A 14252-nucleotide genomic window follows, 5' to 3' on the forward strand; every position below is an offset into this window, starting at 1 on the left:
TGCTGCTCGGCTGCGGGCTCAGGCCTCGTCGAGACGCGCGAGGATCTGCTCGACCACCTCGGGGGCGGCGCCCAGCGGCTCGGTGACGATGTCAGCACCCGATCGGCGCAGCTTCTCGGAGAAGTGCCCCTCCCCGAGCAGGAGCGAGGCGACGGCGACGCGAGCACCGGGCCGGTCGCGGTTGGCGTTGACCGCGTCGGGCACTGCGGGCGTGCCGGCCGAACCGAACGCGACATCGACCTCGGCACCCCACGCCTCGGCGAGCAGGCGCGCCTGAGCGCGGGCGTCGGCCGCGGCCTCGAGCCGGCTGGAACCGGCGGCGGCCATGACAACAGGATCCCGGCGCTCGACGCCTGCTTCGGTCAGGCGTTGGACGAGCAAATCGGCGATTCGGCGCGACGGACCCAGGGCGCCGGTCGAGCGGGCGTTCGGCCACGCATCGACGGCCTTCGCCACGTCGACACGGACGTGGTACCCGCCGCAGAAGAGCAGCGGCACGACGACGACCTCGTCGTAGCGGGGGGCGAATTGAGCGACAACGTCGGCGACGGGTGGCTCCTGCACGTCGACGTAAGCGTCGGTGACATCGAGTTCCGGCCGTCGGTTGTGCACGGCGGTGACGAGGTCGAGAACGACCTGCCGGCCCCGTTCGTTCGCCGTCCCGTGGGCGACGAGGATGACGGCACATCGGGTCGATTCGCTGCTCGTCGGTACTGCTTCGCCGGCGCTCGAGTTCGTCGTCACGAGGCGTCCCGACCGAGTTCGGCGATGACGAGTTTGACGAGCGCTCCCAGGCGGAAGCGCTCCGGTACGAGCGGTTCGATGCCGTAGGCACGCAGTGGCGCGGCCGTCGTGTCTCCGACGGCGGCTGCGCGGACACGCCCCTCCCGCAGTGCGGCGACGACCTCGTCCCGAACCCCGGCGAGGTGCGCTGCGGTGAAGAAGGCATCCGCGCCGGGGGCTGCCGTGAAGGCAATGGTGTCCACCTCGCCGCGAGCGACAAGGTGGGCGGCACGCTCGACGGCCTGCGGGTCGGGCGCCGGACCCCAGCGGTAGACGACGAGCGAGACGACGTCGGCGCTCGAGTCGCGCAGTTGCTCGTCGATGCCGTCGGACCCTGCGCCGTGGTGCTGCACGGCTACACGCGTGCCGCGCAGATCGAGGGTCGCCAGATGACGCTTCACCTCGTCTGCTGTTTCACTTTCGGCACTCCAGGAGACCTCGAGCCCGGCGCCCTGAACGGCACCGCGGGCCTTGGGTCCGCGGGTGAGGATGCGAGCGCCTGCGAGAGCTTCGACGAGCGCTTCGCGTTGCCCGGCCGCCTCGGCTGCCTCGAGCCACCCGCGAAAACCGATCGCCGTCGTGACAACGACGAGATCAGGCTTCTTGTCGACGAGTTCCCTTGTCCGAGCGTTGAGTTCGGCATCGTCAACGTGGGGGACGTGCGACATGGTCGGCGCGTGGATCACCTCGGCGCCACGTCGTTCGAGTGCTCCGGCGAATTCCTCGGCACGGCGTTGCGCCGTGAGCACGACGCGGCATCCGGCGAGGTCCTGGGGCAGCCGAGCGGCCTCGGCGTGCACGCTCGGCGCGGTCGTCTCGTTCATGCGCAGGGCTCCCGCACCCTATCGCGAGCCACGCTCTCGGAGGCCACCTGGGCGATCTCGGCGTCGGGCAGCACGGTGACGACCTCACCGATGACGATGACGCTGGGGTTGCCCACCCCGCGCGTCAGGCACTGCTCGGCGATGTCGGCGAGCGTGCCCTTGACGACCTGCTGCTGCGGAGTCCACGCCGAGTGGACGACGCCGACGGGCGTCGACGCGTCCTTGCCCTCCCGCACGAGGCTCGCGGTGAGTTCGCCGAGGCGACGCATGCCCATGAGGATGACGATGGTGTGCGGCCACGCGACGAGGGCGGGGACGGCGAGTTCGTCGTGACCGGACAGCACGAGCATCCCGGCCGACACGCCGCGATGGGTCACGGGGATGCCGCCCGCGAGCGGCGCGGACAGCGCGCTCGTCACGCCGGGCACGACGTCGACGTCGATGCCGTGCTCGCGGCAGTGCAGCACCTCTTCGCCGCCGCGCCCGAGCAGATAGGGGTCGCCACCCTTGAGCCGCACGACGCGACGTCCGGCGCGCGCCTCCCGCACGAGGATGTCGTTGATCTCGTGCTGCGGCACCGGGTGGTGGTGCGGCGTCTTGCCGACGGGCACGATCTCGGCGTCGAGACCGAGCTCGTCGAGCTGATCGGTGGGGCCGAGGCGGTCGGCGACGATGACGTCGGCACGCTCGAGTTCACGCAGTGCACGCAGCGTGAGCAGGTCGAGTGCGCCCGGGCCACCGCCGACGATCACGACCGTGCCGGGTCGAGGGTCGTTCATGGGGGCCACCTTTCGCGCCGCGGGGCAGGGCAGATGTATGGGCAGATCCATCGGTCTACGCACCCTAGGCCACCCCGGACGGAGCGATCCGATTGTTTCGCAGGACGATCATCCCGTCCTCCTCGGCCACGTCCCACACCCCGAGCGTCACGTCCGGATCGCTCGTGCACCGACCCGTCGCGAGGTCGAACGCCTGCTTGTACATGGGCGACTGGATGACGTCACGCACCTCACCGGCGACCGTCGCCGTCCCCACGATGCCGCGGGCGATGACGTTGGCCTCGGCGTACGGGTCGTAGTGCCCGACGGCGTGCAGCGCGCCGTCCGCGGTGCGCACGATGGCGACCTGGGCGCCGTCGTCGGCCTTGGCGGCAACCGCACGTTCGGGACGCACCCGCTCGACGGGGCAGACGACGCTCATGCGCGCACCTCCAGCGTCGAGCCGGCGATCACGACGGGACGGCGTTCGGAGTCGACGAGGTCGAGCTCGCCCGCCGCCGCGCGGGCACGGTCGTCGGCGGTGGCCGGGCGCACCTGCTCACGCTCGACGACGTAGAGCAGGTCGGGGTCGGCGTCCGTCGCGTCGTTGACGAACCCGGTGAACTGGGCGAGCTTCTCCGGATCTTCGAGCACCTCGCGCCACTCGTCGGCGTAGGCGCCCACGTGGTGGGTCATCATGGCGTCGAGGTCGTCACAGAGGCCGAGCGCGTCGTCGAAGATCACCTCGCGCAGCCGCTCGATGCCGCCGTCGAGCTCCTCGAGCCACGGGGCGGTGCGCTGGAGGCGCTCGGCCGTCGAGACGTAGTACATGAAGAACCGGTCGATGGCGGTGATGAGTTCGGCGTCCGACAAGTCCTGCGCCAACAGTTGCGCGTGCTTGGGTGTGGCCCCGCCGTTGCCGCCGACGTAGAGGTTCCACCCGTTCTCCGTGGCGATGACGCCCGCGTCCTTGCCGCGCGCCTCGGCGCACTCGCGGGCACAGCCGGAGACGCCGAGCTTGAGCTTGTGAGGGCTGCGCAGGCCGCGGTAGCGCAGTTCGAGGTCGATGGCCATGCGCACGCTGTCCTGGACGCCGTAGCGGCACCAACTCTGCCCGACGCACGACTTCACGGTGCGCAGGCTCTTGCCGTAGGCATGGCCGGACTCGAACCCGGCGTCGACGAGGCGCTTCCAGATGGCCGGCAGCTGGTCGATGCGCGCGCCGAACAGGTCGATGCGCTGGCCGCCCGTAATCTTCGTGTAGAGCCCGAAGTCCTTGGCCACCTGGGCGATGACGAGCAGCCCGTCCGGGGTGATCTCCCCGCCCGGGATTCGCGGGACGACCGAGTACGTGCCGTCCTTCTGCAGGTTGGCCAGCACATGGTCGTTGCTGTCCTGCAGCGTGCTCTGCTCCCCGGCGAGGATGTGCCCGCCGCCCAGGCTCGCGAGGATGTTGGCGATCGTCGGCTTGCAGATGTCGCAGCCGCGCCCGGTACCGAAGCGTTCCATGATCTCGCTGAACGTCGCGAGGCCCGCCACCTTGATGGCGTTGAACAGTTCGCTGCGTGGCATCGGGATGTGCTCGCACAGCGACCGGTCGACGGCGATTCCCGCCTTCTCCTGATGCGACTCGAACAGCTTCTTGACGATGGGCAGGCATGAGCCGCAGGAGGTTCCGGCCTTCGTGCAGCTCTTGACGTCGGCCAGGTTCGACGCGCCGTCGTCGACCGCCGAACGGATCTGACCGGCGCTCACGTTGTTGCAGGAGCACACCGCGGCGTCGTCGGGCAGTTCGAGCGAGGACGCCGCGCCCTCCCCCGCGCCGGCCGGCACGATGAACGACGACGGGTCGGCGCCCAGCCGGCGTCCGACGAGCGGTCGCAGCCCGGCGTAGGCACTGGCGTCCCCGACGAGGATGCCGCCGAGCAGGGTCTGCGCGTCGTCGGAGACGACGAGCTTCTTGTACGAACCGGTCACCGAGTCCGAGTAGACGACCTCGAGCGCACCGGGGGTCGTGGCGAACGCGTCACCGAAGCTCGCGACGTCGACGCCGAGCAGCTTGAGCTTGGTCGAGGTGTCCGCGCCGGGAAAGCTCGATTCCCCACCCAGCAGCGCGTCGGCGGCGATCTCGGCCATCGTGTAGCCGGGGGCGACGAGACCCCAGACACGACCCTGGATGCACGCCACCTCACCGATGGCGTGGATGCTCTCGTCGCTCGTGAGGCAGCGGTCGTCGACGACGACACCGCCACGCTCACCGACCTCGAGGCCGGCAGCACGGGCCAGTTCGTCACGCGGGCGCACGCCGGTGGCGAAGACCACGACGTCGACGTCGATCTTCTCGCCGTCGGCGAACTCCATGCCGGTGACCCGGCGTCCGCGCTTGGCCAGAACCCGCTGGGTGGCCGTGCCGGTGCGCACCTCGACGCCGAGGTTCTCGATGAGTCGGCGCAGCTCCTGGCCACCGCCGTCGTCCACCTGCAACGGCATGAGACGCGGCGCGAACTCGATGACGGTCGACTCGGCGCCGAGCGCCTGCAACGCACCGGCCGCCTCGAGACCGAGCAGACCACCACCGACGACGGCGCCGCGCACGGGCCGCTCGGGGTGGGCCGCACGCAGCTCCTCGACGTACCCGCGCAGCGCCGCGACGTCGTCGATCGTGCGGTAGACGAAGCAACCCTGCAGGTCGTTGCCCTTGACGGGCGGCACCGCGGCGTAGCTGCCGGTGGCGAGCACGAGATGGTCGTAGGGGTGGCGGACGCCCTTGGCGGTCGTCACCACCTTGGCGTTGCGGTCGACGTCCGTCACCTCGGTGCGCTTGGCGAGGGTGACGCGGGGGTCGGCCCACAGCTCGGCCCCGCCGAGGTTGAGATCCTCCGGGTCGCGCCCCGTGAAGTAGCTCGTGAGCGCCACCCGGTCGTACGGCGGACGCGGCTCGTCGCCGAGCACCGTGATGTCGAAACGGCCCGCGTCGTCGCGCGACCGCATCGCCTCGACGAAACGGTGGGCCACCATGCCGGCGCCGATGACGACGACGCGTTCGCGGGGTCGGGCCTGCTCGATCTGCTCGCTCATGAATCCTCCTGCGGTTGTTGCCCTCGAACCTAGGGAGGCCGTGTTTCGCGTGACCGGCGGGTTTGTTTCAGGGATGCAACATCTCCCTCACCGCGGCCTGCTCAGCGGTCGCGAGCCCGCACCCGCAGCCCCGAGGCGATGAGGCGACGCACGAGCTCGGTGCCCCGCACCGGTTCCGCACCGCCCGCGACGAGATCGTCGTACTGGCGCGCGGCCACGTCGTAGTGATCGTGGTCGAACGCGGCGCGCGGCACGTCGTGCGCGGCGGCGAACGCGTGCAGCTCGTCGAGCGAGACGTCGGAGACGAGGTGGCTGAACACGGTGCCCCACGCGGGCCACGCCGGCGGATCGATGAGAACGGCCATCAGGCCATTGTCGCCTCCTGCGCCGGGTTCACCTCGTCCATCCATTCGAGGATGCCGCACACAGTCGCGGTGCAACTGCCGCACCCCGTCGTCGCACGCGTGGCGGCGGCGACGTCCTCGACGCACCGCGCTCCCTCGACGTGCGCGTCGACGATCTCCTTCTTGCTCACCCCGTTGCAGCGACAGACCGTGGCCGTGCTCGGCAGCGCCGTCGGGCCGGCCGCCTGAGGCACCGCGTCGGGGTTGGACGCGCCCTTGACGAGCAGGTGGGCCGGATCGAGCGGCAACGGCGTCCGCCGTTCATACGCGCTCATGAGATCGGCCGCCACCCGCGGCGACCCGACGACGACCCCCGCGACGATGCGCTCGCCGTCGACGGCGATGGTGGCCGACCGGCGCTCGCCGACGTCGCTCAGGGTGAGGACCCGCAGGCCCTGGGCATGCGCCGCGAACGGGTCGGGCAAGGGCTCGCCGAGCGCGACGACGTCGAGCCCCACGGCCTTGAGTTTGACGATGCTGACCTCGGGTTCGGGCCGGGGTTCCGGGGTGGCCTGCGGTGTCGGCTGCGGGATCGGTGCGCTCCGGGGCGCGGTCGCGGCCTGGTCGTTCTCGCACAGTTCACGCGCCAGCCGGCCGGCCTGCTCCCACCCCGGCGCGATGAGGCCGGGGCACCCCGCGTCGGTCTGCGCACAGTCGCCGATGGCGGCCACCGAATCGTCGTCGAGAGCACGCAACCGCTCGTCCACGAGGATGCCGATGTCGACGGGAACACCTGCGGCCCTGGCGATCTCGGCTCTCGGTTTGACTCCCGTGTTGACGACGAGACCGTCGATGTCCAGCCGTTCGCCGTCAGCCAGTTCGATGCCGACAAGATGCTCCTTCTCGCGCAGAACCCGGACGATGCCGCTCGTCACCCGCACGTCGACACCGAGGTCGCCCAGGACGGCGGCCGCCATCTGACCGCTCGGGGCGTCGAGCTGGCGATCCATGACGTGCCCACCGCGATGCACGAGCGTTACGTCGACGTCGCGGGTGCGCAGGCCGCAGGCGATCTCGACGCCGAGCAGACCGCCACCGAGCACCGCCATCCGCCGCCCCGGGGTGCAGGCGGCCAGCAGTTCGCGGCAGTCGTCGATGGTACGCACCGCGCGCACGCCCTGGCCACCTCCGGCGCCGAGGCCGGGGATGGGCGGCATGACGGACTCGGCACCGGTGGCGAAGACCGCCAGGTCATACGGGTGCTCGCGCCCCTCGGCATCGATGACGACACGACGTTCGCGTTCGAGGCGTACGGCCACCGTCCCCGCATGCACGGTGACGTCCTCGGGCGCCGCCGGCAGCGTGAGGGACGCGAGGTCGGCGCGCCCGGCCACGACCTCCGAGAGCATGAGCCGGTTGTACGGCTCATAGGGCTCCTCCCCCAGCACCGTGATGTCGAAGGCCGCGCCGGTGCGCTCGGCGTGCCGGGTGAGGTCGTCGAGAAAGCGGGCCGCCACCATGCCGTGCCCGATGACGACGACGCGCGGCGGGCGGCTCATGCGCGCACCGCCTGGCCGGCGCGTGCTGCGTGCTCGCCGTGAGCAGCGTCATCGTCGCCAGTCGGCGCGTCCTGCTCATCGAACCGCGCCACCGCGGCAGCGCACACCTTGAACTCCGGCATCGAGCTCACCGGGTCGAGCGCGGGGTTGGTGGCGAGGTTGGCCGCGCCGCGCCCGGCGAAGTGGAACGGCATGAAGACGCAGTCGCGGCGGATGTCATTGCTGAGGCGCGCAACGCCGACGGCGGCACCGGAGCGGGTGCGCACCTCGACGTCGTCGCCCTCGCCGATGCCGAGGCGTGCGGCCGTCAGCGGGTGGATCTGCACGAACGCCTCGGGTTCGATGCCGTTGAGCTCGGCCACGCGGCGCGTCTGGGCGCCCGACTGATAGTGCTGCAGCAGACGGCCGGTGAGCAGGTAGAGCGGCGCGTCTGGTCGGAGGTCGTCGGCCACGCCCGCCGAGCGCACGTCGATCATCCGGGCGCGCCCGTCGGGCGTCGCGAAGCGGTCGAGGAACAGCCGGGGCGTGCCGACGGTGCGCGGGTCGGGGCGCGTCATCGCGTCACGCACGGCAGGCCAGAACGCCCCGGTGCCGCCCTCGTCGTCCGCGAGTTCCCAGGCGTCCAGCGCGGCGTGGCTGAGGCCGGAATAGTCGGCGATGCCGCCCGCCGAGGCGCGCGCCAACTCGTCGAACGCATCGGCGGGGTCGGTGGCGAAACCGGCCGGGGCGTCGAGCAGTTCGGCGAGCTCGTGCCAGATACGCAGTTCGTCCCGCGGCCCGTCGGCCGCGTCGGGAGCGGGCACGGCGCGACGTCGGCGCAGCACGCGCCCCTCGAGGTTGGTCATCGTGCCCTCCTCCTCGGCCCATTGCAGGCTGGGCAGGACGACGTCGGCCATCGCGGCGGTCTCCGACAGGACGAAATCGGTGACGACGAGCGTGTCGAGCGCCGCGAACCGTTCGGCGATGCGGCCGGAACGCGGCCCGCTCACCACGGGGTTTGCGCCGTGCACGAAGAGCATCGAGGCGCCCTCCGGCGTGCCGAGCGCGTCGAGCAGTTGGACGGCCGGCAGCCCGGGGCCGGGGATGTCGCTCTCCTCGACGCCCCAGACCTCGGCGATGTGCGCGCGGGCGGCCGGGTCGGTGATCTTGCGATAGCCGGGCAGTTGATCGCACTTCTGCCCGTGCTCGCGTCCACCCTGGCCGTTGCCCTGACCGGTGAGACAGCCGTAGCCCGAACCCACCCGACCGGGCAGTCCGAGGGCCAGCGCAAGGTTGAGCGCGGCGCTCACCGTGTCGGTGCCGTGGGCGTGCTGCTCCGCGCCGCGCCCGGTGAGCACGTACGCGCCGTGCCCGCCGACGACGGGAGCCGATTTCATGAGGATCTTTGCCGCACAACGAAGTTCGGCGACCGGGATGCCCGTCTCCCGCTCCACGGCCTCCGGCCACCACATCATGGCCGACCGCTTGACGGCGTCCCAACCGGTGACGCGGTCGGCGAGGTAACGCTCGTCCGCACCGCCACCGACGATGACGAGGTGCAACAGCCCCATGAGTACGGTGATGTCGGTGCCCGGCAGCGGTTGAAGGTGAACGCCCGCGCCGTCGTCCGTCAGGGCCGCGCTCGGCGTCCGACGTGGGTCGATGACGATGAGCCCGCCCCGCTCGCGCGCCGAGCGCAGGTGCTGCACGAACGGCGGCATCGTCTCGGCCGGGTTACTGCCCACGAGCATGACGGCGTCCGCGCCGTCGAGATCGCCGAGCGGAAACGGCATCCCCCGATCGAGCCCGAGAGTCCGGCCCCCGGCTGCAGCGGCCGAGCTCATGCAGAAACGCCCGTTGTAGTCGGTCATCGCCGTGCCGAGCCCGACGCGGGCGAACTTGCCCAGCGTGTAGGCCTTCTCGTTGGTCAGGCCACCTCCGCCGAAGACGGCCACACCGTCGGGGCCGCTGCGAGCGCGAGCGCGCTTCACCCCGCGCACGATGCGGGTGTAGGCCTCGTCCCACGTCGTTTTAACGAGCGACCCGTCGGCGTCGCGCACCAGTGGACGCAGCAGCCGGTCGGGCGTCGAGAGCACTGCGGCCGACGTCCAGCCCTTGTGGCACAGGCCCCCGCGGTTGGTCGGGAACTCGCGCGGTGTCACGCTCACGGCGCCGGCCCCGTCATTGCCGGGGGTCAGCCGCATGCCGCACTGCAACGCGCAGTAGGGGCAATGGGTCGAGGTCGCCATCAGATGCCCACCTGCCCGGCGTCACCGAGCCCCGCACCCCGACGCCCGTAGGCGAACCAGGCGACGAACGCCATGACGAGGTAGAGCGCGATGATGCCGTAGAGCGCCGGCACGATCGTGCCCTTCGGGGCGATCGCCGAGATGCTCGAGGCCTTGCTCAGCGCGAACATCTGCGGCACGACGAACCCGCCGAAGGCACCCACGGCGCCGACGATGCCGATGGCGCCCGCCGCGACGCGCCGGGTGCGACGTCGACCGTCGTCGGTGGTGTCCGTGGCCGTGGCGTCGAACACCGCTGGGATCATCCGGTAGATCGACCCGTTGCCGATGCCGGTGAAGACGAACAGCAGCAGGAACGCGGCCATGAAGAGGCCGAAGTTCTTGCCCTGCAGCGCCTGGATCGCGCCGAGCGCACCGAACGCCATCGCCACGAAGCTGACGACGGTGACACGCCAGCCGCCGACGCGGTCGGCGATGACGCCGCCGAGCGGGCGGGTCAGCGAGCCGACGAGCGCGCCGAGGAAGGCGAGCTTGAGGCCGTGGGCGGGAAACGCGTCGGACATGATCTTGGGAAAGACGCCGGCGAAACCGATGAACGAGCCGAACGTGCCGACGTAGAGGAACGCGAGGATCCAGGTGTGACGGGCGCGGCTCGCCATCTCGAAACCGCCGCGGTCACCCGACCCGGCGATGACCGAGAGGTTGTCCATGCTGCGCCAGGCGAGCAGCGCCGCGAGCAGGATGAACGGCACGAAGATCCAGCCCGCCAACGGCAGGTTGGGCACCTGAGCGCCGGTGACGGCGGTCGTGGCCCCCCAGGTGACGACGAGGGGGATGGCGAACTGGACGGCCGCCGTCCCCAGGTTGCCGCCGGCCGCGTTGAGGCCGAGCGCCTTGCCCTTCTCGGAGGAGCGGTAGAAGAAGGAGATGTTCGTCATCGAGCTGGCGAAGTTGCCGCCACCGAAGCCGGCGAGCGCGGCCACGGCGAGCAGCACCCCGAAGCTCGCGTGCTGCCCGACGGCGAGGGCCAGGCCGACGGCGGGCAGCAGGAGCAGCAGCGCGGAGACGATCGTCCAGTTGCGACCCCCGAAGCGCGGGACGGCGAACGTGTACGGGATGCGCAGGCTCGCCCCGACGAGGGTGGGGATGCTGAGCAACCAGAACTGCTGCGTCTCGCTCAGCGCCGCGCTGCCGGTGTAGCCGTACGTGGCCAGCTGCGGTACGACGATGCCCCACAGCGCGAAGACGCCGAAGCCGAGGAACTCCGCGAACACCGAGATGGCGAGGTTGTGGCGGGCGGTCTGCGCTCCGCCGTGGTGACCCCACTGCGCGGCGTTCTCCGGATCCCAGTCGTCGATCCAGCGGCCTGCTCGGCGGGTGAATCGGGCGGCCGGGGCCGGGGTGGCGGCAGCGGTGGCGGTCGGTGAATCACCGCGGTGGGCCAGCGTCATGAGGTGCTCCTCGCGCATCGGTGGGATGTGCCGATGACGCTAGGAGCGGCGTGTTACGCGCGAGTCCGCCTCATGTTTCCGGCAGGCAACATCCGTCTCACCGCCGCGCTCAGCGCGTCGTGCGCTCCGGGTGGCGCGCCTCGCTCGTGCGCTCCCCCAGCTCGATGACGCCGTCGCGCTCACGCACCGCCCAGGTGCCCAGGCTCACGCTGCGGTCCTCGACGTCCTCCCCCGTCGCCAGGTCGAAGGCCTGCTTGTAGAGCGGCGACTGGATGACGTCGACGACCCGCTCCTGCCCGGTCGCTTCCTGCCCTGTCTTCTCCGACGCTGTCTCGTCCGCCACCGTGCGCGTCCCGACGACGCCGCGCGCAATGACGTTGGCGAGCGCATACGGGTCGTGGTGGCCGACGGCGAACAGCCGGCCGTCCGCCGTCCGCACGACGGCGACCTGCGCGCCGTCCGGGGCCAGGGCAGCCACGGCGCGTTCCGGCACGAGTCGGTCGGCGTCGCACGCGCGAGTCCAGCCCTCTAGATCGGGCGCGTTCGAAACGCTCACGTTCGAGGTGCTCTCAGTCGAGGTCGACGGTCGGGACATCAGGCACTCCTCACGGGGATGCGGGGGCCGACGAGGTGCAGCGACGGGTCGGCCTTCTCCTGCGGGGTGGCGGGGCGGATCTGATCGCGTTCGACAAGGTAGAGCAGGTCGGGGTCGACGCTCGTCTCGTCGTTGACGAACCCGGTGAACTGCGCGAGTTTCTGCGGGTCCTCGAGCACCTCGCGCCACTCGTCGGCGTAGGCGTTGACGTGCCGCGCCATCATGGCGTCCAGGTCGTCGCAGATACCGAGAACGTCGTCGAAGATCACCTCACGCAGGTGCTCGATGCCGCCGTCGAGCTCCTGCAGCCAGGGTGCGGTGCGCTGCAGCCGCTCGGCCGTCGAGATGTAGAACATGAAGAACCGGTCGATGGCGGTGATGAGTTCGGCCTCGGTGAGATCCTCGGCGAGTAGCTGCGCGTGCACCGGCTTGAACCCGCCGTTGCCGCCGACGTAGAGGTTCCAGCCGTTCTCGGTGGCGATGATGCCGGCGTCCTTGCCACGCCTCGGCACACTCGCGGGCGCACCCCGAGACCCCCATCTTGAGCTTGTGCGGGCTGCGCAGCCCCTTGGGGCGCGTCTCCAGGTCGATGGCGAGACGCACCGAGTCGCGTACCCCGAAACGGCACCACGTCGAGCCGACGCACGACTTCACGGCACGCAGGCCCTTGCCGTACGCCTGCCCGCACTCGAACCCGGCGACGAGCAGATCCTTCCAGATGGCCGGCAGCTGGTCGATCCGCGCGCCGAACATGTCGATGCGTTGAGCGCCGGTGATCTTCGTGTAGAGGCCGTAGGTCTCGGCGATGCGCCCGATGGCGATGAGCCCGGCCGGCGTCACCTCACCCCCGGGGATGCGCGGCACCACCGAGTACGTACCGTCCTTCTGCATGTTGGCCAGCACGTGATCGTTGGTGTCCTGCATGCTCGCCTGCTGCCCGGACAGGACGTGGCCGTTCTCGAGGCTGGCGAGGTTGTTGGCGACGGTCGGTTTGCACACGTCACAGCCGCGCCCGGTGCCGAAACGTTCGATGACGTCGTCGAAGGTGTGCAGATCGGCCACCCGGTGGCGGTGAAGAGCTGACTGCGCGACATGCGGATGTGCTCGCACAGCGACCGGTCGATCGTGATGCCGGCCTTGGCCTGCTCGACCTCGACGAGCTTGATGACGAGCGGCAGGCACGAGCCACACGAGGTGCCAGCCTTCGTGCATTCCTTGACGGCGTCGACGCTCGTCGCGCCGTCGGCGAACGCCGCACGAATCTGTCCGGCGCTCACGTTGTTGCACGAGCAGACGCCGGCGTCGTCGGGCAGTTCGAGGTTGACCTGCGCCTTCTCGCCGCGCTCGTCCTCCGGGATGACGAACGCGCTCGGCGCGCCGACGTCCTGCCCGATCATGGCGCGCAGGCTCGGGAACGCCGTGGCGTCACCCACGAGCACGCCGCCGAGCAGGGTGTGGCCGTCCTCGGCGACGACGAGCTTGCGATACCAACCGCTCAGGGCGTCGGAGTAGACCACCTCGCGCGCCCCGGGCGTCGTGGCGAAGGCGTCACCGAAGCTCGCGACGTCGACGCCCATGAGCTTGAGCTTCGTCGAGCTGTCGGCGCCGGTGAAGTCGGGCGCCTCCCCGAGCAGGTGCGCGGCGGCGATCTCCGCCATCGTGTAGCCGGGCGCGACGAGGCCCCACACCTCGCCCTGGATGCACGCCACCTCGCCGATGGCGTGGATGGCCGGGTCGCTCGTCAGGCAGTGAGCGTCGACGACGACGCCGCCACGCGGACCGATCTCGAGGCCCGCCTCACGCCCGAGCTCGTCGCGGGGGCGGATGCCGGTGGCGAAGACGACGACGTCGACCGGGTCGTTCTCCCCGCTCGCGTAGTCCATCGAGACGACGCGACCGTCGTCGTCGGCGTTGATCCGCGCGGTCGCCGTGGAGGTGCGCACGTGCACGCCGGTGCCCTCGATGATGCGTTTGAGGTCTTCACCGCCACCCGCGTCGACCTGCACGGGCATGAGGCGGTCGGCGAACCCGACGACCGCCGTGTCGGCTCCCATCGCCTGCAACGCACCACCGGCCTCGAGGCCGAGCAGACCACCGCCGATGACGGCGCCGCGCACCTGACGCTCCGGATGGGCGAGTGCGCGGTCGGCCACGTACGTGCGCAGCGCCTCGACGTCGTCGAGGGTGCGGTAGACGAAGCAGCCGGTCGACTCGCGCCCCTCGACGGGCGGGACGGCCGCGCTCGACCCGGTGGCAAGCACGAGATGGTCATAGGCGATGCGCTCGCCGACGTCCGTGACGACGACCTGCTCGGGGCGCTCGAGGCGCGTGACGCGCGTCGAGGTGCGCAGCGTGACGAGGTCGTCGTCCCACAGCGCCGGGTCACCGAGCAGGAGCTCCTGCGGCGTCGTGCCGGAGAAGAAGCTCGTGAGGTGCACGCGGTCGTACGGCGCGAGCGACTCCTCGCCCAGGACCGTGATAGCGCAGCGGCCGTCGACGTCCTTGGCGCGCAACGCCTCGACGAACTTCTGCGCCACCATGCCGGCGCCGACGACGACGACCTGGGTGCGGGCGGGCTGCGTCATGTGTCCTCCGAACGTGATGAGCCTTTGCTCATCACGCTAGGGCCGCG

Annotated in this window: 9 protein-coding genes and 2 pseudogenes; all 11 read right to left on the reverse strand. The window is 70.9% G+C overall.

Annotated features, from left to right (window positions below; all coding sequences use genetic code 11):
* Positions 1–18: 18 nt before the first annotated feature.
* The 11 genes and pseudogenes from AA983_RS01480 to nirB (AA983_RS01530) all read right to left on the reverse strand — a co-directional run bounded on the left by AA983_RS01480 (position 19) and on the right by nirB (AA983_RS01530) (position 14205).
* Positions 19–744 (reverse strand): sirohydrochlorin chelatase, encoded by a 726-nt coding sequence (locus tag AA983_RS01480; RefSeq protein ID WP_082128614.1) that lies wholly within the window; start codon positions 742–744, stop codon positions 19–21.
* Positions 741–1607, reverse strand: coding sequence for a uroporphyrinogen-III synthase (locus tag AA983_RS01485; protein WP_047310460.1), 867 nt, complete (start codon positions 1605–1607; stop codon positions 741–743). Before AA983_RS01485 ends, AA983_RS01480 begins: the two co-directional genes overlap by 4 nt.
* The gene (gene cobA, locus AA983_RS01490) at positions 1604–2386 is read right to left on the reverse strand and encodes a uroporphyrinogen-III C-methyltransferase (protein WP_047310461.1); all 783 of its coding nucleotides are present in this window, start codon (positions 2384–2386) and stop codon (positions 1604–1606) included. Before cobA ends, AA983_RS01485 begins: the two co-directional genes overlap by 4 nt.
* Positions 2387–2450: 64 nt before the next feature.
* Entirely contained in the window at positions 2451–2807 is a 357-nt protein-coding gene (nirD, locus tag AA983_RS01495) for a nitrite reductase small subunit NirD (protein WP_047310462.1), read from the reverse strand.
* A complete protein-coding gene (gene nirB, locus AA983_RS01500; RefSeq protein WP_047310463.1) occupies positions 2804–5443 on the reverse strand; it encodes a nitrite reductase large subunit NirB in 2640 nt (879 codons plus the stop codon). Before nirB (AA983_RS01500) ends, nirD begins: the two co-directional genes overlap by 4 nt.
* A 104-nt stretch (positions 5444–5547) precedes the next feature.
* Positions 5548–5808: pseudogene (locus tag AA983_RS01505) on the reverse strand (DUF4031 domain-containing protein); the annotation flags it as partial.
* Positions 5808–7346, reverse strand: coding sequence for an FAD-dependent oxidoreductase (locus AA983_RS01510; protein ID WP_047310465.1), 1539 nt, complete (start codon positions 7344–7346; stop codon positions 5808–5810). The pseudogene AA983_RS01505 and the gene AA983_RS01510, both read right to left, overlap by 1 nt.
* Positions 7343–9574, reverse strand: a complete 2232-nt coding sequence (locus AA983_RS01515; RefSeq protein ID WP_082128615.1) for a molybdopterin oxidoreductase family protein — start codon at positions 9572–9574, stop codon at positions 7343–7345. Before AA983_RS01515 ends, AA983_RS01510 begins: the two co-directional genes overlap by 4 nt.
* The gene (locus AA983_RS01520; RefSeq protein WP_047310466.1) at positions 9574–11025 is read right to left on the reverse strand and encodes an MFS transporter; all 1452 of its coding nucleotides are present in this window, start codon (positions 11023–11025) and stop codon (positions 9574–9576) included. The genes AA983_RS01515 and AA983_RS01520 overlap by 1 nt, the downstream gene beginning before the upstream one ends.
* A 109-nt stretch (positions 11026–11134) precedes the next feature.
* Positions 11135–11620 carry a nitrite reductase (NAD(P)H) small subunit gene (locus AA983_RS01525; RefSeq protein WP_052946752.1) on the reverse strand — a complete coding sequence of 162 codons (486 nt, stop codon included), beginning with the start codon at positions 11618–11620 and terminating at the stop codon, positions 11135–11137.
* Positions 11620–14205, reverse strand: a pseudogene (gene nirB, locus AA983_RS01530) (nitrite reductase large subunit NirB). Before nirB (AA983_RS01530) ends, AA983_RS01525 begins: the two are co-directional and overlap by 1 nt.
* Between the last annotated feature and the right edge of the window lie 47 nt (positions 14206–14252).

The sequence above is a fragment of the Dermacoccus sp. PE3 genome (genome assembly GCF_001021715.1).
Lineage (GTDB): Bacteria > Actinomycetota > Actinomycetes > Actinomycetales > Dermatophilaceae > Dermacoccus > Dermacoccus abyssi.

Excerpts from the sequence above, each read along its gene's own strand:
- AA983_RS01485 (WP_047310460.1), bottom strand. The coding sequence starts at position 1,607 with ATGAACGAGACGACCGCGCCGAGCGTGCACGCCGAGGCCGCTCGGCTG.
- cobA (WP_047310461.1), bottom strand. The coding sequence starts at position 2,386 with ATGAACGACCCTCGACCCGGCACGGTCGTGATCGTCGGCGGTGGCCCG.
- nirD (WP_047310462.1), bottom strand. The coding sequence starts at position 2,807 with ATGAGCGTCGTCTGCCCCGTCGAGCGGGTGCGTCCCGAACGTGCGGTT.
- nirB (WP_047310463.1), bottom strand. The coding sequence starts at position 5,443 with ATGAGCGAGCAGATCGAGCAGGCCCGACCCCGCGAACGCGTCGTCGTC.
- AA983_RS01510 (WP_047310465.1), bottom strand. The coding sequence starts at position 7,346 with ATGAGCCGCCCGCCGCGCGTCGTCGTCATCGGGCACGGCATGGTGGCG.
- AA983_RS01515 (WP_082128615.1), bottom strand. The coding sequence starts at position 9,574 with ATGGCGACCTCGACCCATTGCCCCTACTGCGCGTTGCAGTGCGGCATG.
- AA983_RS01520 (WP_047310466.1), bottom strand. The coding sequence starts at position 11,025 with ATGACGCTGGCCCACCGCGGTGATTCACCGACCGCCACCGCTGCCGCC.
- AA983_RS01525 (WP_052946752.1), bottom strand. The coding sequence starts at position 11,620 with ATGTCCCGACCGTCGACCTCGACTGAGAGCACCTCGAACGTGAGCGTT.